Annotated in this window: 19 protein-coding genes; 3 read left to right on the forward strand and 16 right to left on the reverse strand. The window is 61.9% G+C overall.

Annotation, left to right across the window (positions count from 1 at the left end; all coding sequences use genetic code 11):
* From JWP26_RS04815 to JWP26_RS04855, 10 genes are all read right to left on the reverse strand, one after another.
* Positions 1 to 915: ABC transporter ATP-binding protein (locus tag JWP26_RS04815; RefSeq protein WP_299724250.1), on the reverse strand; the 915-nt coding region annotated here is incomplete at its 3' end.
* A gap of 3 nt (positions 916 to 918) precedes the next feature.
* Complete coding sequence (locus tag JWP26_RS04820) at positions 919 to 1836, reverse strand: ABC transporter permease (protein ID WP_299724252.1); 918 nt, start codon at positions 1834 to 1836, stop codon at positions 919 to 921.
* Positions 1836 to 2759: an ABC transporter permease subunit gene (locus tag JWP26_RS04825; RefSeq protein WP_299724254.1), complete on the reverse strand. Its 924-nt coding sequence runs from the start codon at positions 2757 to 2759 to the stop codon at positions 1836 to 1838. Before JWP26_RS04825 ends, JWP26_RS04820 begins: the two co-directional genes overlap by 1 nt.
* Positions 2760 to 2847: 88 nt before the next feature.
* Positions 2848 to 4410 (reverse strand): peptide ABC transporter substrate-binding protein, encoded by a 1563-nt coding sequence (locus JWP26_RS04830; RefSeq protein ID WP_299724280.1) that lies wholly within the window; start codon positions 4408 to 4410, stop codon positions 2848 to 2850.
* A 297-nt stretch (positions 4411 to 4707) separates the two neighbouring features.
* Positions 4708 to 4923: a type II toxin-antitoxin system RelE/ParE family toxin gene (locus JWP26_RS22390; protein ID WP_367184068.1), complete on the reverse strand. Its 216-nt coding sequence runs from the start codon at positions 4921 to 4923 to the stop codon at positions 4708 to 4710.
* The gene (locus tag JWP26_RS04835; RefSeq protein ID WP_299724256.1) at positions 4880 to 5107 is read right to left on the reverse strand and encodes an antitoxin; all 228 of its coding nucleotides are present in this window, start codon (positions 5105 to 5107) and stop codon (positions 4880 to 4882) included. Before JWP26_RS04835 ends, JWP26_RS22390 begins: the two co-directional genes overlap by 44 nt.
* Before the next feature lie 52 nt (positions 5108 to 5159).
* Positions 5160 to 5318, reverse strand: a complete 159-nt coding sequence (locus JWP26_RS04840) for a hypothetical protein (protein WP_299724258.1) — start codon at positions 5316 to 5318, stop codon at positions 5160 to 5162.
* A complete protein-coding gene (locus JWP26_RS04845) occupies positions 5315 to 6598 on the reverse strand; it encodes an acetyl-CoA C-acetyltransferase (RefSeq protein ID WP_299724260.1) in 1284 nt (427 codons plus the stop codon). Before JWP26_RS04845 ends, JWP26_RS04840 begins: the two co-directional genes overlap by 4 nt.
* Position 6599: 1 nt before the next feature.
* Positions 6600 to 8561 carry a 3-hydroxyacyl-CoA dehydrogenase NAD-binding domain-containing protein gene (locus JWP26_RS04850; RefSeq protein ID WP_299724262.1) on the reverse strand — a complete coding sequence of 654 codons (1962 nt, stop codon included), beginning with the start codon at positions 8559 to 8561 and terminating at the stop codon, positions 6600 to 6602.
* A gap of 147 nt (positions 8562 to 8708) precedes the next feature.
* Complete coding sequence (locus JWP26_RS04855) at positions 8709 to 11177, reverse strand: acyl-CoA dehydrogenase (RefSeq protein WP_299724264.1); 2469 nt, start codon at positions 11175 to 11177, stop codon at positions 8709 to 8711.
* A gap of 327 nt (positions 11178 to 11504) precedes the next feature.
* Between JWP26_RS04855 and JWP26_RS04860 the strand changes: the two genes are divergently transcribed.
* A complete protein-coding gene (locus tag JWP26_RS04860; protein WP_299724266.1) occupies positions 11505 to 13226 on the forward strand; it encodes a long-chain fatty acid--CoA ligase in 1722 nt (573 codons plus the stop codon).
* Positions 13223 to 13615, forward strand: coding sequence for a MerR family DNA-binding protein (locus JWP26_RS04865; RefSeq protein WP_299724268.1), 393 nt, complete (start codon positions 13223 to 13225; stop codon positions 13613 to 13615). The genes JWP26_RS04860 and JWP26_RS04865 overlap by 4 nt, the downstream gene beginning before the upstream one ends.
* Here JWP26_RS04865 and JWP26_RS04870 read toward each other — a convergent pair.
* The 3 genes from JWP26_RS04870 to JWP26_RS04880 are packed head-to-tail and all read right to left on the reverse strand — an operon-like array spanning position 13612 to position 16496.
* Complete coding sequence (locus JWP26_RS04870) at positions 13612 to 13917, reverse strand: UvrB/UvrC motif-containing protein (RefSeq protein ID WP_299724270.1); 306 nt, start codon at positions 13915 to 13917, stop codon at positions 13612 to 13614. The two genes, JWP26_RS04865 and JWP26_RS04870, sit on opposite strands and share 4 nt — an antisense overlap.
* A gap of 9 nt (positions 13918 to 13926) precedes the next feature.
* The gene (locus JWP26_RS04875) at positions 13927 to 15504 is read right to left on the reverse strand and encodes a cisplatin damage response ATP-dependent DNA ligase (RefSeq protein ID WP_299724272.1); all 1578 of its coding nucleotides are present in this window, start codon (positions 15502 to 15504) and stop codon (positions 13927 to 13929) included.
* Positions 15501 to 16496: a ligase-associated DNA damage response exonuclease gene (locus JWP26_RS04880; RefSeq protein ID WP_299724282.1), complete on the reverse strand. Its 996-nt coding sequence runs from the start codon at positions 16494 to 16496 to the stop codon at positions 15501 to 15503. Before JWP26_RS04880 ends, JWP26_RS04875 begins: the two co-directional genes overlap by 4 nt.
* A gap of 79 nt (positions 16497 to 16575) precedes the next feature.
* On the opposite strand from JWP26_RS04880, the gene JWP26_RS04885 reads away from it, so the two are divergent.
* A complete protein-coding gene (locus JWP26_RS04885) occupies positions 16576 to 17415 on the forward strand; it encodes an aldo/keto reductase (protein WP_299724284.1) in 840 nt (279 codons plus the stop codon).
* On the opposite strand, the gene JWP26_RS04890 is transcribed toward JWP26_RS04885, so the two are convergent.
* The 3 genes from JWP26_RS04890 to JWP26_RS04900 all read right to left on the reverse strand — a co-directional run.
* Positions 17416 to 17709, reverse strand: a complete 294-nt coding sequence (locus JWP26_RS04890; RefSeq protein ID WP_299724274.1) for an antibiotic biosynthesis monooxygenase — start codon at positions 17707 to 17709, stop codon at positions 17416 to 17418. It lies immediately after the preceding gene.
* Between the two features lie 109 nt (positions 17710 to 17818).
* Entirely contained in the window at positions 17819 to 20728 is a 2910-nt protein-coding gene (locus JWP26_RS04895; RefSeq protein WP_299724276.1) for an insulinase family protein, read from the reverse strand.
* Positions 20729 to 20845: 117 nt separating this feature from the next.
* The coding region (locus JWP26_RS04900; protein WP_299724278.1) for an aldo/keto reductase at positions 20846 to 21451 on the reverse strand (606 nt) is incomplete at its 5' end.

Below are 21451 nucleotides of genomic sequence, written 5' to 3' on the forward strand. Positions count from 1 at the left end.
GGTCAGCGGCGGCCGCTCCACCAGACACCGGTCAAACGCGAAGGCGCAACGCGGATTGAACGAGCAGCCCTTGGGCAGATGTTCAAGGCTCGGCGGCAGGCCCTGGATCGGATCGAGCCGCGCCGCCCGCTTGGCGATATGCGGCGTCGAATGCAGCAGCCCCAGCGTATAGGGATGACGCGGATCGTAGAACAGATCGTCCACACCCCCCTTCTCCACCGCGCGCCCGCCATACATCACCATCATGCGGTCGGCGACGCCCGCCACGACCCCGAGGTCGTGGGTAATCAACACCAGCGAGGTGCCGAAATCGTCGGTCAGCGTCTTGAACAGATCGAGCATCTGCGCCTGCACCGTCACGTCCAGCGCCGTGGTCGGCTCGTCGGCGATGAGGATTTTCGGCTGGCACAGTAGTGCCATGGCGATCATGACGCGCTGGCGCATGCCGCCGGAAAGCTGGTGCGGATAGGCATTGGCGCGCTTGGCAGGCTCGGGGATGCCAACCCGCTCCAACATTTCGACAGCGGATTTCGTCGCCTTGTCCTGATCAAACCCGCGATGCTTGACCAACACTTCGCTGAGTTGCGTCTTGACCTTGAGGCTGGGATTGAGCGAGGTCATCGGATCCTGGAAGATCATCGCGATATCCTTGCCGCGATAGCGATCCAACTGGTCCGGTGCCATGCCGATCAGGTTGACATCCCCCATCATGGCGCGACCGCCGGTGCGCCCATTGCGCGCCAATAGGCCCATGATAGCGAGGAAAGCCTGGCTTTTGCCCGAGCCGCTTTCGCCCACCACGGCGAGGGTTTCGCCCTCGCCCAGGGTGAAGTTCATCTCGCGCACGGCATGCACTTCGCTGTTATGCAGCGCGAAAGTCACCGACATGTCGTGGACGGAAAGTACCTGTTTCATAGCTCAGCGATCCTTTGGATCGAGGGCATCGCGCAGGCCATCCCCGATATAGGAAAAACATACCAGCATCAGCACCAGGAACAGTGCCGGGCCGAACAACATCCAGGGCAGAGCCTCCGCCACCGGTGCGCCGAAGGAAATCAGCGTGCCCAAGGAGGTCTGCGGCTCCTGCACGCCGAGGCCAAGATAACTCAGGAAGCTCTCGGTGAGAATAATCTCGGGCACGGTCAGAGTGGCGTAGATCACCACGGGACCGGTCAGGTTCGGAACGATATGCCGGAAGATGATGGCGAACGGTTTGGCGCCACCCGCCCGCGCCGCCTCGATGAACTCGCGTTCCTTGATCGATAGGGTCTGCCCGCGCACGATGCGCGCCATGGTCAGCCATTCGAGACACCCGATACCCACAAACAGCAGCACCGGCGAGCGCCCGAAAATCACCACGAGAATGATGACAAACAGGATATAAGGCAGCGCGTACATGATATCGACGAAGCGCATCATGGCGGCATCGATGCGGCCGCCGAAGTAGCCGGCAATGGCGCCGTAGGCGATGCCGATAACCACCGACACCACGGTGGCGACACCCGCCACCGTTAGCGACATCTGCGTGCCCTGCAGGATGCGGGCAGCCATGTCGCGGCCATTCTGGTCGGTGCCGAGAAAGTGGCCCTTGGCAAAATCGGGCGGCTTTCGGATCGAGGTCCAATCGATCTTGTCGTAGCTCCAGGGCAGGAAATATGGCCCGATGATCGCAATCAGGATCACCGCGGCGAGGAGGAAAATCGAGACCACCGCCGCCTTGTTGGCGAACAGGCGCCGCAACGCGTCCTGCGTCAGCGAGCGTCCCTTGGGGGCTTCTTGTTCGAGCGCTACCGCATAGGCCGTCAGCACCGTGTCTTTGCCCGTAATACCGGCCATCAGTTCAGCCTCACTTTTGGATCAAGCCAGGCATAAAGCACGTCGACGATGAGATTCAGGGCCAGGATGATGAAGACGTATAGAATGGTGGTGCCCAGTACGAGACCGTAGTCCCGGTTGAGCGCCGCGGTAATGAAGTACTTGCCGATGCCGGGCAGGGCGAAAATCTGCTCCACCACCAGCGAGCCGGTCAGCAGGTAGCTGAGGCCAGGTCCCAGATAGGACACCACCGGTAACAGCGCCGGCTTGATCGCATGCCGCGTCAGGATCAGCGCCGCGCCCAGCCCCTTGGAGCGGGCAGTGCGGATATAATTGGTGCCCAGCACCTCGATCATCGAGCCACGCACCAGCCGCGCCACGCGCGCCCCGTGCGGCATGGCGAGGATGATGATGGGCATCACCAGGTTGATATAACTGCCCGGGCGATAGCCCCCCACCGGCAGCCAGCCGAGGTAGACCCCGAAAATCAGTTGCGCCAGATTGGCCATCAGGAAATTGGGAATAATCAGCGGGATCAGCACCACGAAAACCAGCAGGTAGTCTGGCCACCTGTTCTGGTTCACCGCCGCCAGCGCCCCGGCGACCAGGCCCGCAATCGTGCCAACGATAAAGGCAGTGAAGCCCAGCATCAGCGTGAATGGCAGGCCGATGGACAGCAGCCGCGACACGGTAAAATCTTCCATCACCATGGACGGTCCGAAATCGCCCTGCAGGACGCCGCCCACATAGATGAAAAACTGGGTCAGGATCGGTTGATCGAGATTATAGTGGGCCCGCAAATTCTTGAGCACATTGGCCGGCAGGGCACGCTCGCCATCGAACGGGCCGCCCGGCGCCAGGCGCAGGATGAAAAAGCACACCGTTATGGTGAGGAAAACTATCGGGATCGCCGATAGGACGCGACGGAACGCGTAAGCAATCATGAGGTGACCTTTCCCGTCATACGGCCATCATGGGCCGGAGGGAATGCTGGATCGCGTGCGTCCACACGCGATCCAGCGATTTGCAGGACTATTCGGACTTGGTCATCCAGCGGATACGATTGATGTCCTTGGCGTTGTCTTCAAAGCCCGTGATCTTGGGCGAAACAACGTTCTTGGACACGTACCAGTAGATCGGAATGCTGGCGAAATCGTCCATCGCCAGCGCCTCGGCCTGATGCATCAGGCCGGCACGCTTGACCAGGTCGAGTTCGCTCGAGGCCTGGTTCATCAGCTCGTCATACTTGGCATTGGAGTAACGGCCATAGTTGTTGCCCCAATTGACCACGCCGTCGGTGCCCTTGACGCCAGTCTTGAGCAGGTCAAGCGTATTGCTCGGGTCGTTATAATCGAGCAGCCAGCCGGCGCGGCCCACCTGGAAGTCACCGGCATTGAGCGCGTCGTAGTGCACGGCGGTCTCGGCGTTGAACAGCTCGACCTCGACACCGATCTGCTTCCACATGTCGGAAATGGCGACCGCGATACGCTGGTGGTTGTCATTGGTATTGTAGCGCAGCTGCAGCTTGAGCGGCTTTTCCGGGGTATAACCGGCTGCGGCCATCAGCGCCTTGGCTTCTTCGACGCGCTGCTCATAAGGCTCGGTCGACCACGCAGGAGCGTAAGCCGCGCCGTCGTAATTGCCGGTGCCGGGCGGCACCCAGCCATAGGCCGGCAGTTCGCCCGTGCCCAGCACGTCCGGCCCGATCACATCGCGCATCACCGAGATCGACAGTGCCTTGCGGATGTTGACATCGTTCAGCGGGGGCTTGGACTGGTTCATCACGTAGTAGTAGACGCCCAGGAACGGGGCGACGTGAGCCTGGCCCGGATACTGGTCCTTGAGCAGCTGATACTGGTCGGACGGGAAGTCAGTCAAAATATCGAGTTCGCCGGCGCGGTAGCGGTTCAGCGCGGCGGTCAGATCTTCGGTATTTTCGAACATGATCTCGTCGATCTTGAGATCGGCGGCATCATAATAGGTATCCGACTTGACGGCCTTGACGTAGGAGCCCGGCACCCATTCGGTGATGTTATAGGGGCCATTGCCGACGATATTGCCGGGCTGCGTCCACTGGTCACCGAATTTCTCGATGATGTCCTTGCGGATCGGATAGGCGGTGTAGTGGGTCAGCGCCTGGAGGAAATAGGGGGTCGAGGCTTCGAGAGTGATCTCGAGGGTCTTGTCGTCGATGGCCTTGACGCCCAGCTGGCTGAAATCGGTGATTTCGCCGGCTGCGATTTTGGTCGAATTCTTGATCGGGAATTGCAGATAGGCATATTCAGCGGCGGTCTTGGGATCGAACAGGCGCTGGAACGCATCGACGAAATTCTGCGCCGTCACGTCCACGCCATCGCTCCACTTGGCATCGGCACGCAGCTTGAAGGTATAGACGGTGCCGTCATCGGAAATCGTCCAAGACTCGGCCTGGCCGGGGATCGGATCGGCTTTGATATCTTCGGCGACGAGGCCTTCGAGATATTCACCAACGATGCGATTTTCCCAATCGCCGGAAACCTTGTGCGGGTCCAGCGAACCGGGTTCGCCACCATTGCCGAGGTTGAGGGTAACGGCCGACGCCGACCCCACCATCATCAGCGCCAAGGCGCCTGCGGTCGCGACCGCTTTGAAAACCTGGGTGAATTTCATGCTCGTGCCATCTCCTGTGGACTATTTCCTGATGCTATTATGTGCTCCAGACTCTGCGGCCCGGATGCCCTCGTCTATGCCGGCGGATTTGACCCGCTGGTCAAGAAGATTGGACGGTATCCTGCCTTTTCGTCCACTGACAAGTAAAACCTTGACCTAAACGTCAACTGCCCAAGGATTTTTTCAGGGATATTCCTGGCGGGCGTGCAGGATGGAGACGATCTGTACATCGTCGAGCCGAACTTAATAAATAACGATGTAATTGGGATGGACGACCAGCTCTCTGGTGCCATCTTCCCGCCCCGGGCGCCCAAGATAGGGATGCTGTGACAAGGGTAATACGGCATCCTCAATGCGGTCGTGGAGAGCCGCCGCGGCACGCTCATCGAATTGGCCGGTGTAGCTGACGATGGCCTCAAGCTTTTCGAGGGACGTCTCGCTCCAGATGATCTGAAGCATCAGGCTGACTTCTTCGCGGCCTCTCGAATAGCTTGCGAATCCTCGCCATCGCTTCGTCGTGCGGGACGCCAGGGCGTTTGTCGGCGATCGACGCCCGCACCTGTTCCCGGAACCACTTGTCGTAGCTGTCGGCCTGTTCCTGGGTCTCGAACTCGGAAATAATTGGATCGAGCTTATTGGTCATCGCGGACCTCCTGCCCCTAGCTTGGCACGATGCCGCTTACTGTCAAGCCGAGCTATCGCCCAAGCACACCCGATTGCTGCAACGCCACGATGGCGCAGGCCACCAGTACCAGGACGACCCAGGCCAGCCAACTGGGCGCTTTGAAGTCCTTTTTGGGTGGCTTTTCCGGGTTCTTCTCGATGCGCCGGAATTTGACGACGTTGTCGCTCATGCAGCCCGCTCCACCAGCGCGGTCACACCCTGCCCGCCCGCGGTACATACCGAAATCAACGCGCGCTTGCCAGCACCCGTTGCCAGTAGCTTGGCCGTCAGCCCCAGGATACGCGCCCCGGTCGCGGCAAAAGGATGGCCATAGGCCAGGCTCGATCCCTTCACATTGATCTTGGCCGGATCAATCGTGCCCATCACCTGGTCGCGCCCAAGCACATCCTTGCAATATTGCGGGTCGTTCCACGCTGCGAGCGTGCACAGCACCTGCGCCGCGAAGGCCTCGTGCAGCTCGAAATAGTCGATATCGTCAAAGCTCAAACGCGCCCGCGCCAGCAGTTCCGACACTGCAATCGTCGGTGCCATCAGCAGCCCTTCGCCATGGGCGAAGTCATTGCCCGCGACGCGGCCCATGGTCAGATAGGCCAGCACCGGTAGGCCGCGCGCCTTGGCCCAATCTTCGCTCGCCAGCAGCACCGAGGAGGCCCCATCGGTCAGCGGCGTCGAATTGGCCGCCGTCAGGGTGCCATGGCCTGAGGTTTTGTCGAAGGCCGGCTTCATCGTGGCCATCTTTTCGAGCGTCGTATCGGCGCGCACATTGTTGTCGCGCGCTAGCCCGGCGCATTGCACCAGCAGGTCATCGTGAAAACCCTCGTCATAGGCCTTGGCGGCGTTCTGGTGGCTCCTATAAGCCAGCTCGTCCTGCGCCTGCCGGGTAATGCCCCATTGCCGCGCCATCAATTCGCAATGCTGGCCCATTGACATGCCGGTACGCGGCTCGTTGACCGAGGGCGCCACCGGCGTCAGCTCGCCGAACGAGAACCCCTTGAAGGTCTTGAACTTCTCACCCGTCGTCCGCGCCCGCGACAGTTCGATCATCCGATGCTGAAACTTCGTGCCGAACACGATGGGACTATCGCTGACGGTATCCGAACCCGCGGCGATCCCGCTCTCGATTTCCCCCGAAGCAATCTTGGCGCCGACTACCAATGCCGCTTGCAGGCTGGTGCCGCAGGCGATCTGCATCGTCGTCCCCGGCGTGCGCGGCGACAGCCCGGCATCGAGGCTGGCTTCGCGCGCGAGATTAAAATCGCGGCTATGGCCGATGACGGCGCCAGCCATCACCTCGTCGATCTTCTCGCCCTTGAGCCCATATTTATCCGCCAGCCCGCCCAGTACGGTGGAGAGCATCGAAAGATTGGTCTCATCCTGGTAGGCGGTGTGGCCGCGCGCAAAGGGAATGCGGGCCGAGCCGACAATGGCAACTCTGCGAAGTTCGGTCATCTCAGGCTTTCCCATCTCTACGCGCGCGCATCGGCCCGCCGAGGAAGGGCGCAAAACCCGTTCCCATGATCACGCCGATATCGGCAAGGTCGGCATTGGCGACAACGCCTTCGGCCACCACAATCTCGCTCATGTCGATCAGCGGCTTGACCAGCTCGCGGCCAAGCGCCGCCATGTCACGCCCCTCCGGCACCGGCCCCTTGACCGCCTTGCCGTCGACCCACTTGTAAAAGCCCTCGCCGCTCTTGCGACCGAGTTTGTTGGCCGCCACCAGATCGGCGAATTGGGTATTGTCGCCCACCGCATGGCCCAATTCTTTGGCCACCGACTTGCCGACATCCAGCCCAACGGTGTCCATCAGCTCGATCGGCCCCATCGGCATGCCGAACGCCACGGCGGCCGCGTCCAAAAGTTGCTTGCTTTCGCCGCGCTGCACCCGCTCCACGGCCGCCAGCATATAGGGCATCAGCACCCGGTTCACGAGGAACCCCGGCGCCGATTTCACCACCACCGGACTCTTGCCGATGGCCAGCGCAAAGGCCGCGCCCTTGCCGATTTCGGCATCGGTATTGAAGGTCGAGCGAATGACCTCGACGAGCGGCAGCTGCGCCACCGGATTGAAGAAATGCAGCCCTATAAGCCGTGCCGGGTCCTTGAGTTTTTCGGCAATCCGCTCCAGCTCGATCGAAGAGGTATTGGTGGCGAGGATCGCACCCGGCTTGAGCTTGTCTTCCAGTCCGGCGAAGATGGCCTGCTTGACCTCAAGCTTTTCGACCACCGCCTCGATGATCACATCGGCCCGGCTCACGCCCTTGCCGGTGGGATCGGCCTCCAGCCGCATCACGGCCGCGTCGATTTCGTATCTCTTGCGCAGCCGCTTCTTGAACAGGGCCTTCCCGCGATCCAGCGCCGGCTTGATGCGCTCCATATCCAGATCCTGCAGCGTCACGCTCATGCCGCGCAACGCGCACCAGGCCGCAATATCGCCGCCCATCACACCCGCGCCGATAACATGCACCCGGGCGAACTTAGCGCCCTTCAGGCCCTGCTTCTTGAGGCTTTCGGAGAGGAAAAACACCCGGCGCAGATTGGCCGCCGTATCGGTGCCCATCAGCGGCACGAAGGGTTCGATCTCGCCGCGGCTCATGGCCTGCCAGTCATTGCCGTGCTTTTCGAACAGGTCGATCAGCGCATAAGGAGCCGGATAATGTTCCTTGCGGGCTTTCTTGGCGACCTCGTCGCGCATCTTGCTGGCGGCGTAACCGCGCAGCGGTCCCATGCCCATGATGCGCTTGGTGAAGCCGGCAGTACCCGACTTGCGCTTCTGCAGGACGGCCTTGCGGGCTTCCCAGCCCAGCATGTCGCGATGGCGCACCAGCTTGTCCACGAGGCCCATGCCGCGCGCGGCGCCAGCCTTGAGCATGCGACCGGTGAGCATGATCCCCATGGCATCGACCGGACCGGCCTGCCGGATCGAGCGGCCAGTGCCGCCGAAACCCGGGAAAATGCCGAGGCCGACTTCGGGGAAGCCGATCCGCGTCTTGTCGTCATTGACGGCGATGCGGTAGTGGCACGCCAGCGCCAGCTCCAGCCCGCCGCCGAGGCAGAAGCCGTGAATGCCGGCGATCATCGGGATCTTCAAATTCTCGATCCGCTGGAACAACGCATGCGTACGCTTCAGCGCTTCGGGCAGTACCGAGAAGTCGCTCATGGCGTCGAATTCGGAGACGTCAGCACCAGCGATAAAGCCGCTATCCTTGCCCGACAGCAGGATGACGCCGACCAGTTCCCTGGAATTGGCCAAGTCCTCGAATTGCGCCACCAGGCCCTCGAGCTCGGTGATCGCCTCGCGGCTCAGCGTATTGACCGGCGCACCTTGCGTATTGATGGTCAGCCAGCCCAGCTGCTCCACGTCGATGGCGAAGTGCCAATGCTTGGTCTGCGTCACCTTAGGCTGAAACATCTTAGCTCCTCTTGTTCCCCTCCCCCTTGAGGGGAGGGGTTAGGGGTGGGGGGAACGCTCCGCGAACTGGGTCCCAGTTTAGCCTGAGCTCCCCCCATCCTTGATCCCTCCCCTCAAGGGGGAGGGTGTCGACTGGCTGATCCAGGCCTACTCCGCCGCCTTGCGATGATGCTCGGCCGCCAGCTCATCCGGCGAAAAATCGTCCACCTTCACCACGCGGTTGGTGGCTTCATCCGCCGCCCGCATGATGCCGGCCTCGTTGTCGTTGAGCACACCCGCCGCGACCGCATCGGCAATCGCATCGCGATCCAGCCGCCGCTCGAACACGCCCTTGCGCGCCGCCTTGGAGAACTTGGCCTCGATCTCCTCGGCCTCCGTCACCTTGATCAAGGCATCTTCCAGAACGCCGGTAATGTCATTGGGGTCCATCGATACGAAGGTCCCCGTGGTCAGCCGGTCACGGAACGCACCGGGCCGCAGCACGGCGCGCACGAAACGATAATTGATCCGGTCGGTCGCGGGCTTGGCGTGCCGCCCCAGCGGGAAGCAGAGGAAGCGCATCGCATTGGCCATCGGCCCATTGGGGAAATTGGCGAAAATCTCGCCGAATCCCTTTTCCATCGCCGCGATCCGGTCGGCCATGATCGCATCGACGACGATCTTGTCCTCGGCAATCCGGCCTTCCTCGTCATAGCGCTTGAGCGTGGCCGACATCAGGTAGAGATCGCCCAGGATATCGGCCATCCGCCCCGAAATCATCTGCTTGCGCTTGAGCGCGCCGCCCAGGAACACCGTGGTCCAATCTGCCACCAGCGCGAACACCTGGCTGTAGCGATGCAGTTGGCGATACCAGTGCGCCATTTCACCGTCATTGGGTGTCGAGGCAAAGGCGCCGCCGGACACGCCATGCAGGAAGGTCGCAAAAATGTTGCGCAGCATGAAGCTGGTATGGCCGCCAAAGGCTTTGTCGAATGCGTCGAGCCCGGCCTTCTTGTCGGGGTTTTGCACCGACTCGATTTCCTTGTAGAGGAACGGATGCGCCCGCAACACGCCCTGCGCGAAGGTCATCAGCGTGCGCGTCAAAATATTGGCGCCCTCCACGGTGATCGCCACCGGCGTCGCCATATAGGAGCCGAACAGATAGTTCGTCGGCCCGTCCTGGATCGCCCGTCCACCATGAATGTCGAACGCGTCGTCCAGACTCTCTCGCATCGCCTCGGTGGCGCGATATTTCAGCAGCGCCGAAATTACCGCCGGCCGCTGGCCTTCGTCCACCATGGAGGCCGTCAGCCGCCGCGCCGCCTCGAACGTGTAGGCGTTCTTGACCATCCGCCCCAGCGGCTCGGCCACGCCTTCCATAATGCCCACGGGAATGCCGAACTGCCGCCGCACCCGCGCATAGGCGGAACTGACGCGCAGGCTCTGCTTGATCGAGATCGAGCCGATGGCCGGCAGCGAAATCGCCCGCCCGGTCGACAGGCACTCCATCAGCATGCGCCAGCCCTGTCCGGCATAGTCGGTGCCGCCGATCAGGAACTCCATGGGCACGAACACGTCGGTGCCCTTGGTCGGCCCGTTCATGAAGGCCTGCCGCGATGGGTAATGCCGCCGTCCGATTTCGACGCCCGGATGGGCCGATGGCACCAGCGCCAGTGTGATGCCGATCTTCTCGCCTCGGCCCAGCAGGTTATCCGGATCGTGCATGATGAAGGCCAGGCCCACCAGCGTCGCTACCGGCGCCAGCGTAATATAGCGCTTGTCCCAGGACAGGCGCACGCCGAGCACTTCTTTGCCCTCGTACATGCCCTTGGTGACGATGCCGATATCGCGCATGCCACCGGCATCGGAGCCCGAATGCACCCCGGTAAGCGCAAAGCACGGCACTTCCAATCCCTTGGCCAGCCGGTGCAGATACTTTTTCTTCTGTTCGTCGGTGCCGTATTTTTCCAGCAATTCGCCGGGCCCGAGCGAGTTGGGCACCATCACGGTAATGCCGGCTGCAACCGAGCGGCTTGAGACTTTGGACACGATCATCGACTGCGCCTGCGCGGTGAAACCCAGCCCGCCATGCTCCTTGCCGATCAACATGCCCAGGAAGCCGTTGTCCTTGAGGAACTGCCACACTTCCGGCGACAGATCGCTGCGGTTATGGCGCGTATCCCAATCATCGATCATCTTGCAGACGGTATTGACAGGTCCGTCTAAAAACGCCTGCTCGTCCTTGCTCAGCGTCAGTGGCCGGATCGATGTCAGCTTGGTCCAGTCGGGGCGGCCCGAAAACAGCTCCGCATCCCACCCCACTGTGCCGGCATCGAGCGCTTCCTGTTCGGTGCGGCTCACCCGTGGGAGAATGGATTTGACCATGCCGTAAACCGGCCGCGTCACCACGCTCTTGCGGATGGCCTCGACCGACAGCAGCAGCAGAATGATTGCCGGGAGCAGCACCAGGATCAGCCCGCCGATATCGGTCGCGAACATCGCGCCCGCGCCGGTGAAATCCACGCGCGTCAGCAGGCCGATCACCAGCGCCGCCACGCCCCATTGCCACAGCGGCGACTGGCGCACCGCCAGAACCGCAGCCGCGACCAGACTGATCACGATAAGTGCGAGTGTCATGTCGTCCCCTCCTCGGCGCCGCATCCGTTGCCCCGGATGACGTCGCATTCCCCAAACCCAGGCGAAGAGCCGACTGACGCCAGCATAGTCACGCAAGGCCGCACTCATCATAGCGCGCCGTCTCTTAACGATTGACCGACAGTTTATTCCAATTGACGTTTACGTCAACCAACGATCCGAAACGTCATCTATTCATGGTGTGCGACGCGATCCGAGCGCCCTCCAAAATCCCGGGCACCTGTTTGACGCTAACGTAAAGCCGTGGGATAGTTACCCCAACTCGATCCGCGCCAAGCGGACGCCGGCAGCGCCCCTGGAGGATATCTGATGGATACCGCACTCGACACGTCCGTGCCGACACCCCTGCGGCCCTGGATTGGGAGCTATCCCGACGGCATTCGTTGGGACGTTGCCATCGATACGCGCCCGGTGCATGAGCAAGTGCTAGCCGCCTGCGCCAAGGACCCCTTCGCCCCCGCCATGGATTTCATGGGCGGCACCACCAGTTTCGGTGATTTGGCCCGCAAGATCATCGCTTTTGCCGGCGCCCTGCAGCACCAGTTCGGCGTGACCAAGGGCAGCCGCGTCATGCTGATGCTGCCCAATACGCCATTCTATCCCATCGCCTATTACGGCGTGCTGCGCGCCGGTGGCATCGTGGTCAATTGCAATCCGCTCTACACCATCAAGGAGCTGAGCCACATCGCCGAAAACGCCGATGCGGAGGTGCTGATTACCCTTGATCTCAAGATGATCTTTGAAAAGGCCGAAGCCTTGGTCGAGCAGGGCCACATCAAGTCGGTCGTGGTCTGCCACTTCCCCGATGCCTTGCCGCTGGTCAAGAAGGTCCTCTACTCGCTCGTCAAGCGCAAGGACCTGTCCCGGCCCAGCAGGTCGCGCATTGCCCGCAGCATCAGCTATTTCGACGAGATGATCTCTCGCCACGAGACCCCGTCCGCCGTGGTCATCGACGCCACCAAGGACATAGCCGTCCAGCAATATACCGGCGGCACCACCGGCGTGCCGCGGGGCGCCCTGCTCACCCACGCCAATATCGCGGCCAATATGAGCCAGATCGACAAATGGGGCGGCGGCATTTTCTACCCGCCCTCCAAGGTCGTCGCCGTGCTGCCGTTCTTCCATATCTTTGCCATGACGGTCTGCATGAACGTGCCCCTGTGCAACGGCACCCAGATCGTCATGCTGCCGCGCTTCGACCTCAAGGACCTGCTGGCCCTGCTCGTGCGCACCCGCGCCAATATCCTGCCTGCCGTACCCACCCTGCTCACCGCCATCGCCCGCGCCGACAGCGCCACCAGCGAGCACCTCAAAAGCATCGAGGTCGCCATTTCCGGCGGCGCCGCGCTCAGCGACGAAATCCGCGCCGAATATGTCAAGAAGTCCTCGGCCCTCTTGGCTGAAGGCTATGGCCTGACCGAGGCCTCGCCCGTGGTGTGCTGCGCCGCCCTGCGCGTTCCCTCAAAGCCAATGTCCATCGGCATGCCGCTGCCAGGCACCGATATCCGCTTTGTCGATCCCGACACCGGAAACGTCGTCGGCATCGGCGAAAATGGCGAGCTTCAGGTCAAGGGCCCCCAGGTCATGGCCGGCTATTACAAGGATGACGAGGCCAGCCGCGGCGCCTTCCAGGATGGCTGGCTGCGCACCGGCGACGTCGGCCATATGGACGATGAAGGCTATGTCTTCCTTGTCGATCGCATCAAGGACCTCATCATCTGTTCTGGCTTCAAGATCTATCCGCGCATCATCGAAGAAGCGCTGATGACCCATCCGGCGGTCGACGAAACCAGTGTCATCGGCGTCCCCGACAGCTATCGCGGCGAAGCGCCGGTCGCCTTCATCAAGCTCAAGCCCGGCCGGAGCGTCACCGAGGCCGATCTCAAGACCTTCCTCACCAAGACCATCAGCAAGATCGAAATGCCGCGCGAGTTCATCTTCAAGGACACCCTGCCCAAAACCCTGATCGGCAAGCTGTCCAAAAAGGAGCTGCGCACCGAGTATCAGGCGATGAAGGCGGCCAAGCCATGAACCGCCTGGAGCCCGAAAGTCGCGACCTGTTCGCCATTGCCGATCTCGCCCGCGAATTCGGCATTTCGACCCGCGCCCTGCGCTTCTACGAGGCTAAGGGCCTGATTTCGCCCGAACGTGTCGGCGCCACCCGCATCTTCCGCCGCCGCGATCGCGCCCGGCTGATCCTGATCCTGCGCGGCAAACGCCTCGGCTTTTCGCTGCGCGATATTTCCGATTATCTCAGCCTCTACGACGCCGACCGCAACCAGCAGGTCCACCTTTTGGCGGGCATGGTCCAGGAACGCCTGACCTCGCTGGAAGGCCAGTTGGAGGATTTGCAGACCACCATCGCCGAACTGCGCGAAATCAAGAAGCTGGCGGATGACCGGATGGCCAAGGCGGGTTAGCGGCCACCTTTCGGCTTGGTATTCTTCGTCATGAAATCCGGCTTCTTCGGCTTGACCCAGCCCTTGGGCGGCTGGCGCACCGGCACATTGGTGCCCAGCCCCATTGCCCCCGGCGGCGGCTGGCTGACCGTGGTGGTGAACCCACCCTCATCATCCACCTTCGGCACTTCGGGCATTTCGCCGCGCAGATGCGCAATCTCGTCGCGCAACCGGGTCGCGGTTTCGAAGTCCATCGCCTCGGCGGCCTGGGCCATCTGCTTTTCCAGCGCGACGATCTTCACGTGAATTGACCGCGATGACACGACATCCTCCTAGCTGGCCGCCACGAACACGGCCATATCCTCCAGCGTCCCCGCCTCGCTCGCCGGCTTGTCCCAGCGGATCCGGTTGATGCGCGGAAACCGCAGCGCCACCCCCGACTTATGCCGCGTGCTCTGCTGTGCCGAGTCGAACGCCACCTCGAATACCAGTTCCTTCTTCACTTCGCGCACCGGCCCGAAACTCTGGATCGTATTGGCCCGCACCCACTTGTCCAGCAGCTTCAGCTCCTCATCAGTGAACCCGAAATACGCCTTACCGATCGGCACGATCTCGTTGCCCTTCCAGACGCCGAACGTGTAATCCGAATAAAACGAACTGCGCTTGCCATGCCCGCGCTGCGCATACATCAGCACCGCATCCACCACGTTGGGATCACGCTTCCACTTGAACCAATAGCCCTTGGGCCGCCCCGGCACATAGGGTGAGCTGCGCAGCTTGATCATCACCCCCTCGTGCCCATACTCGTCGGCACCTTGCCGCCGCATCCGCGCCAGATCGTCCCAATCCCCAAATGGCAGAACCTCGGACAAGTCCAGCCGCGTCTGCGGATTGGCCGCCATCCAGGCCTCCAGCCGTGCCCGCCGCTGCGTCCAGTCCAGCGCCCGCACATCCTGCCGCCCATCGAACAGCATGTCATAGACCCGAATGAAAGCCGGGCTTTCCTTGAGATGCTTGGCCGAGGCGACCTTCTTGTTCAGCCGCTGCTGCAGATCGTTGAAACTGCCCGGCTCAAAATTCTTGCCGACCAGCAATTCCCCATCCAGCACCGCCAGCCCGCTGACATTGTCCACGATATCGGGGAACGCCGTCGCAATATCGTCCCCGGTGCGCGAAAACAGCGACACCGTGCCGCCCCCGAGCACCAGTTGCACCCGAATCCCGTCCCACTTCCACTCCGCCGAAAAATCCTTCGGCACGAGCTTGGCGAGGTCTTTTTCTTCATCGATCGGATTGGACAGCATCAGCGGATGAAACCGCGCCGATTGGTCAATATCGGGTCGATCGGCCTTGCCATCGAGCCACGCGAACAGATCGAGATAGGGCAGCTTCAGCCCGTGCCATACCTCCTCAATTTCCTGCAAATCCTTGCCGCTCATCTCCGCCAGCGCCGTCTTGGCCAACCGCGCCGAAAGCCCGATTCGCAGCGCCCCCGTCGCCAACTTCACCAACGCCCAGCGCTCATTGATCCCCGCCCGCGTCAGCAGTGAGGCGATCAGCTTGGGTAATTCGCTCTTGCTGGTCGTATTGAACAGCTCGATCAAATCGGTCAGCGACGGTAGATCGCTCTGCTCACCATGATGCGGCCAGATCAGTGCGATGGTCTCCCCCAGATCGCCCACATAATCATAACTCATTGCGAACAGCGTCGGATCGACCTCGGCCAGCACGATATCCTTGAGCAGCGCCGGCTTCACATTGCGAAACGTCAGCGCCCCGGTCAGCACCGCTAGCGCGAAGCCACGATCCGGGTCCGGCGTCTCGGCAAAATACTGCGTCAGCGCCACAATCTTACGATTGCGCGACGGCGTCAGCGCCAGCAGCTCAAGCAATTGGGCAAACCGCTTCATTCCTCGCCCTCCCCGCCATCGTCCTCAAAACCCTGGATATTGAGCGGCTCGGCCTGCAAGCCCTGCTGCCGGCACCAATAGACCAGCGCATCCTCGCGCCCATGCGTCACCCACACGGTCTTGGCCTCGGTCTCCATGATGGTCTGGCGCAATTCGCCCCAGTCGCAATGGTCAGAGATCACCAGCGGCAATTCGACCAATGCCTGCCGCGCCCTCTGCTTGACGCTCATCCAGCCCGAGGCCTGGCAAACCACCGGATCGGGAAACCGACGGCTCCATCGGTCGCGGATCGCCGAAGGCGGCGCAATCACGATCTGCCCCGCCATCTCGGCTTTCACCGTGCCGGTCGCCGGACGCAAATCGCCCAGTTCCACGCCAAGCTCCTGGTACAGTTCGCACAGCCGGATCATCGCCCCATGCAGATAGATCGGTTCGTCCCACCCTGCATCGCGCAACAGCCCAATCACCCGCTGCGCCTTGCCCAGGGCGTAGCTGCCGACCAAGTGACAACGCTCCGGCTGGTCCGCCACTGATTTCAGCAACCGCCCGATCTCGACGCTGGGATGGGGATGCTGAAACACCGGCAGCCCAAACGTCGCCTCGGTCACCAGCAGATCGCATTTGACCAGCTCATAGGGTTGCGCCGTCCGATCGGCGAGCCGCTTGTAATCCCCCGTTACGACTACCCTTTGCCCATCCTGTTCGATCAGCACTTGGGCCGATCCGAGCACATGCCCGGCCGGATAAAGCGTGATCGTCACATCGTCGATCTGCCGGGGTACGCCGAATTCCAGCGGCTCGAACGAACCCGCGCAATCCTCGCCATAGCGCACCTTCATGATGGCAATGGTGTCCGGCGTCGCCAGCACCGCGCCATGCCCGCTGCGTGCATGATCGGCATGCCCATGCGTCACGATCGCCCGCGCCTTGGGCGTCGATGGATCGATGAAGGCATCGATGGCGCGGATATGCAGATTACGGTCCAGCAGCATGGCGATGAGTTTTCCCACTTGCGCAATGGAACGAGGCATAGTCGCATCAGGTTGCCCCCTCGACAATCAAGGTGAGCCGATCATGCGCGAAATCCCCACCACGCCCCTGCCCGATGGCACACCGATTCCCGTGTTCGGCCTCGGCACCTGGAAAATGGGCGAGCGCAATTCCGATACCACCGCCGAAATCGCCGCCCTGCGCGCCGGGCTCGATGAAGGCGTGACCCTGTTCGACACCGCCGAAATGTATGGTGCTGGCGGCGCCGAGCGCGTGCTGGGCGAAGCCATTGCGGGCCGCCGCGACGACACCTTCCTCGTCAGCAAGGTGCTGCCTTCCAATGCCGGGCGAGCCAAGGCCATCGCTGCCTGTGAAGCGAGCCTGCGCAGCCTCGGCACCGACCGGCTCGATCTGTACCTGCTGCATTGGCGCGGCTCGGTGCCGCTGTCCGAAACCGTTCGCGCCCTGGAGGATCTCGTCGCCGCCGGCAAAATCCTGCGCTGGGGCGTGTCCAATTTCGACCCCGCCGACATAGTCGAACTCGACGCTCTCTCCAAGCGCTGCGCGGCCAATCAGGTGCTCTACAACCTCACCCGCCGCGGCATCGAATTCGATCTGCTGCCGCAAGCCCAGCGCCGCTCGCTGCCGATCATGGCCTATTCACCCATCGAACAGGGCGCGCTCCTCGATCACCCCATACTGACCGAAATCGCCCGCAATCACGCCGCCACCCCAGCCCAGATCGCTCTGGCCTGGGTATTGCGCCAACCCGGTATCGTCGCCATCCCCAAAACCAGCCGCGCCGACCGCATCAGCGAAAATCTCGGCGCGTTGGATATCGAGCTGACCGAGACCGATCTCGCCAAGCTCGACAAGGCCTTCCCGCCGCCGCGCCGGAAGGCCTCGCTGGAGATGATCTGACTATTTGTCGGCCAGGATATCGATTTTGTTGATGCTGGGCGGCTCGGCGAATAATTCGTCCGCCTTGGCCATCAGCGCTGCCGCTACCTTGCCGTTGAGATGGGCGTCCCGGCCGCCATCATCCTCGAACGTATCGAAGATCGAATAGCGGCCGCCCCCTTCCTTGAGCGCGTACCAGGTGACGGTGCCGGGTTCCGCCTGCACCAGCGGCAGCGCCCCCTTCAGGAATGTCTCCACTTCGGCTTCCTTGCCCGGCTTGGCTTTCATGCTGGCGTAAATCGCTTTGGTGACCATGATTGTCTCTCCTGTGGAGGAGAGACAACGCGGCCAGCCCGGATCGGTTCGAGACCACCGGGCCCTAGATGACCAGCACAAGCCAGACCAGAGCCGTTACCCAGATCATTTATAGCACCTTGGTGACTTCAAGCAGCCCCGGCCGCTTCCCGTTAGCACCGGTGATCGCGGCTTCCCCGCCCAGCACCACCACATGGCCCTTGTCGCGGACCGCATCCACGGCCTCGGCCAGCGCCTTAAAGTCGGCCACCGAGGTGTTCAACACTTCATCGCGCCGCTGCTGGCGCAGGGCTTCTGTCGTGCCGGTCAATTGCCGCCACATCGACGAATAGCCCTTGGCGTCTGGGAATTCATAGCCATCCATGTCGCCGATCACGCCGATGATCGAGCGTGTCAGGTCATTGTCGCCAATCCCGGCATTGAGCGCCTTGCTGGCTCCGTCATAGGCATCAAGGGTCTTGAGCAAGTTCGGATCGCGATAGCTCAAAAACGAGAAATTGCCGGAGGTGAGGTCGAACCGGCTCGATCCGCCATAGGCCCCGCCCTGCACGCGCACCTTGTCCCACAGATAGGTGGTATTGAGGAACTTGATCGCCACGCTCGACGCCGCCGTCAGGTCGAACCCGAGCGCCTTGAGATTGGCGCCCTTGCCCACATAATTGACCTGCGCCGGAATGATCAGCCCTTCCGAACGCGGCTTGAAATCCACGCTCCAGTCGGCCAATGCCAGATTGCCACTTGGCAGGCGTTCGAGGAACGAAGCGACTTCGCCCTGTGCCCGGCCCCAAATCGAAGCGTCCGCCGTGGCATTCACCACCGCCCGCCCACGATTGAACAACGTATCGCGAATACGCTTCAGCGCCGCCTGCACACTGTCCCAGTCGCTATCGATCCGCTTGACCAGATCGCGTACGAAATTGAGATAGCTGATGCCCCCCATCTGTTCGGCGATCCAGCTCGCTTCCGTCAGTCCAGATTTCAGCCGCGTATCGACAATCGAATTACCCGACGGCACCAGCCGCGCTTCGAACCCGGCCTTTTCCTCCAGCGCCATCTGCTTGAAGCGCTCGCGATTATCGAGCCGCGCGTCGAGCAGCACATCGCCCATGATGGCGAGCATTTCCTCGACTTTGTCCGGCACCGCCTTGCCCGACAGGAAAAACCACGCGGCGCTGCCGCTATCGTTCTGCCGCGCGGAAAGGCCCCGATGCTGCGCAATGCCGCCAGTCGAGCGTCCGATGCGCTGCGTCAGCGACACGAAATCTTCCTTGCTCGTGCCGGTCTGCATCAGCGCCCGCCCGAACAGCGGCAGATAAGGCAAGAGGCCCTTGTCCAGCACATGCAGGTCGAACCCCAGATCGAGGTACAAAATACCCAGCGTCGGCAGGTCGTGATAGAAAAGCTTGGTGCCAGCCAGCGCGCCGATATCGATCGGCACCGTGCGGATTGTCCGCTCCAGATCGGCCAGCCCCAGCGTCGGAATCTTGGCCAACTGCGCCGGGTCGTCGACCGCTTCCTGCAGCGCCTTCAGCTTCTCGGTATCGGCAATCACCGCCTTGATCGCCTCGACATCGAGCCGCGCGCGCACCTTGGCCAGCCGCGCCTCCTCCGCCGCCACATCGCGCGCACCCTGCTTGTCGTCGGCGCTCAGCGTCACCGTGGTGCGGTGCATGTTGTCGAGGAACAGGCGGCGGATCTCGCTCTCGAAGTGGCCGCTCGCGGCTTTTTCCTTAAGGGTCGTCAGCGCGCTTTCAAACGCCAGCGGCGCCAGCGGATCGCCGCCATGCAGCCAGGTGCCCAGCGCCGAAAACATCATCGACATGCCCCGCGGGAACGAGCCGGTATTGTTCTCGCGCAGCGAAAATTCGAACGTATTGAGCGCCGCTTCCACGGTCTGCTTGTCGATGCCGTCGGTGGCGATCTGCTCGAGCGTCGACAGGATCAGCGCCTCGACCTTGCCGGCGTCGGCCGCGTCGATGCCCTTCATGCCAAAGCTGGCCATCGGCTGACGCAGGCCCGAGCCAATGCCACCCCCGGTGATGCCTTCGCCCAGGCCCGAATCCGTCAAGGCCTTGCGTAGCGGCGCCGCCGGATTACCGGCCAGCATATAGCTCAGCAGGCCATGCGACAGCGACTCGGTCTTGTCCGCCGGCGGATCGATCATCCAGTTGACACTCACCATGCCGTCGCGCGCCTTGCCGTCTTCCTTGGTGCCCGCATAGGTGGCCACGATATTACGCGGCTGGTTGAAGCGCGGCTGCAACTGCACCTCGGCATCGACCGGGGCCCGATCGAATTCCGAGAAATAGGCGTCCAGAATGCTCAACCGTTCCCCGGCGTCATCATCGCCGGAAAAGAACGCCCGCGCATTGGACGGATGATAGAACTTCTCATGGAAGCGCTTGAACTGCTGATAGCTCAAATCCGGGATCGCTTTCGGATCGCCACCCGAACTTTTGCCATAGGTGATATCGGGATAAAGCGAACGCTGCGAAATATCGCGCATCACGCTGTCGGGGGAGGAGAACACCCCCTTCATCTCGTTGAACACCACGCCCTTGTAGACCAGCGGCGCGGCTGCATCTTCCAGCTCGTAGTGCCAGCCTTCCTGCCGGAACGTGTCTTCGCTGATCAGCGGGAAGAACACCGCGTCCAGATACACATCCACCAGGTTGTAGAAATCCTGCAGGTTCTGGCTGGCGACCGGATAGGCCGTCTTATCCGGGAACGTCATGGCATTGAGGAAGGTATTCAGCGATCCCTTGATCAGCTCCACGAACGGCTTCTTGACCGGATATTTCCGGCTGCCGCACAGCACTGAATGCTCCAGGATATGCGCAATCCCCGTCGAATCCTCGGGTGGCGTCTTGAAGGTGATGCCGAATACCTTGTTCTCGTCGTCATTGACGAGGCTCAGCACCTCCGCCCCGGTCTTCTTGTGGCGATACAATTTCGCCTGGGAATTGACCTCGGCAATATGCTCGTCGCGGACGAGTTCGAAGGCATCATGAGTGGACATGGGGAGGGTCTTTTCTTGGAATGCGTTGCGCACAAGGTAGGGAGGCGCAAGAGGATGCGCTAGGGGGCAACGATGACGAAGGCGTAAGGTTCGCGTCTGCCGCAAGCCCGCCGCTGACTAAACCCCGCCGCGGATCTCCGGCTTCACTTCGCGCTCATACCACTCCGCCATCTGCCCCATCAGCGCCGGAAACAACGACCCCCGCTCGCTCGCCGCGACATTGTCCGCCAATTGCTCCGGCCTGCTGACACCCGCGATCACAGTGCTCACCTGCGGATGATCCAACACCCAGCGTAGCGCCACCTGCGCCAGCGGCACATTCTCGGGCGCCAGCCCTTTCAGCTCCTGCACCAGTTCCACACCGCGCTCGAACGGAATGCCCGAAAAGGTTTCGCCCACCGAAAACGCCGCGCCGTCGGCATTGTAATTGCGGTGATCGCTGGCGTCGAACCGCGTATCCTTGTCGTATTTGCCGGTGAGTAAGCCGCTCGCCAGCGGCAGCCGCACGATAATGCCGACATTCTGCGCCGCCGCCTGCGGCAGCAGGTCTTTGGCCGCGTCCTGGCGCAGGATATTGAAGATGATCTGCAGCGTCGCTACGCCCTCATGCTGCAGGCAGATAAGGCCTTCCTCGACCGTCTCGACGCTGGCGCCGTAATGGCGCACCAACCCCTCGGACTTGAACTCGTCCATCCAGCCAAAAATCTGCCCATCGCGCAGTAC

The sequence above is a fragment of the Devosia sp. genome (assembly GCF_028290435.1).
In the GTDB taxonomy this organism is placed as follows: Bacteria; Pseudomonadota; Alphaproteobacteria; order Rhizobiales; family Devosiaceae; genus Devosia.

Excerpts from the sequence above, each read along its gene's own strand:
- JWP26_RS04820 (WP_299724252.1), bottom strand. The coding sequence starts at position 1,836 with ATGGCCGGTATTACGGGCAAAGACACGGTGCTGACGGCCTATGCGGTA.
- JWP26_RS04825 (WP_299724254.1), bottom strand. The coding sequence starts at position 2,759 with ATGATTGCTTACGCGTTCCGTCGCGTCCTATCGGCGATCCCGATAGTT.
- JWP26_RS04830 (WP_299724280.1), bottom strand. The coding sequence starts at position 4,410 with ATGATGGTGGGGTCGGCGTCGGCCGTTACCCTCAACCTCGGCAATGGT.
- JWP26_RS22390 (WP_367184068.1), bottom strand. The coding sequence starts at position 4,923 with ATGCTTCAGATCATCTGGAGCGAGACGTCCCTCGAAAAGCTTGAGGCC.
- JWP26_RS04835 (WP_299724256.1), bottom strand. The coding sequence starts at position 5,107 with ATGACCAATAAGCTCGATCCAATTATTTCCGAGTTCGAGACCCAGGAA.
- JWP26_RS04840 (WP_299724258.1), bottom strand. The coding sequence starts at position 5,318 with ATGAGCGACAACGTCGTCAAATTCCGGCGCATCGAGAAGAACCCGGAA.
- JWP26_RS04845 (WP_299724260.1), bottom strand. The coding sequence starts at position 6,598 with ATGACCGAACTTCGCAGAGTTGCCATTGTCGGCTCGGCCCGCATTCCC.
- JWP26_RS04850 (WP_299724262.1), bottom strand. The coding sequence starts at position 8,561 with ATGTTTCAGCCTAAGGTGACGCAGACCAAGCATTGGCACTTCGCCATC.
- JWP26_RS04855 (WP_299724264.1), bottom strand. The coding sequence starts at position 11,177 with ATGACACTCGCACTTATCGTGATCAGTCTGGTCGCGGCTGCGGTTCTG.
- JWP26_RS04860 (WP_299724266.1), top strand. The coding sequence starts at position 11,505 with ATGGATACCGCACTCGACACGTCCGTGCCGACACCCCTGCGGCCCTGG.
- JWP26_RS04865 (WP_299724268.1), top strand. The coding sequence starts at position 13,223 with ATGAACCGCCTGGAGCCCGAAAGTCGCGACCTGTTCGCCATTGCCGAT.
- JWP26_RS04875 (WP_299724272.1), bottom strand. The coding sequence starts at position 15,504 with ATGAAGCGGTTTGCCCAATTGCTTGAGCTGCTGGCGCTGACGCCGTCG.
- JWP26_RS04880 (WP_299724282.1), bottom strand. The coding sequence starts at position 16,496 with ATGCTGCTGGACCGTAATCTGCATATCCGCGCCATCGATGCCTTCATC.
- JWP26_RS04890 (WP_299724274.1), bottom strand. The coding sequence starts at position 17,709 with ATGGTCACCAAAGCGATTTACGCCAGCATGAAAGCCAAGCCGGGCAAG.
- JWP26_RS04895 (WP_299724276.1), bottom strand. The coding sequence starts at position 20,728 with ATGTCCACTCATGATGCCTTCGAACTCGTCCGCGACGAGCATATTGCC.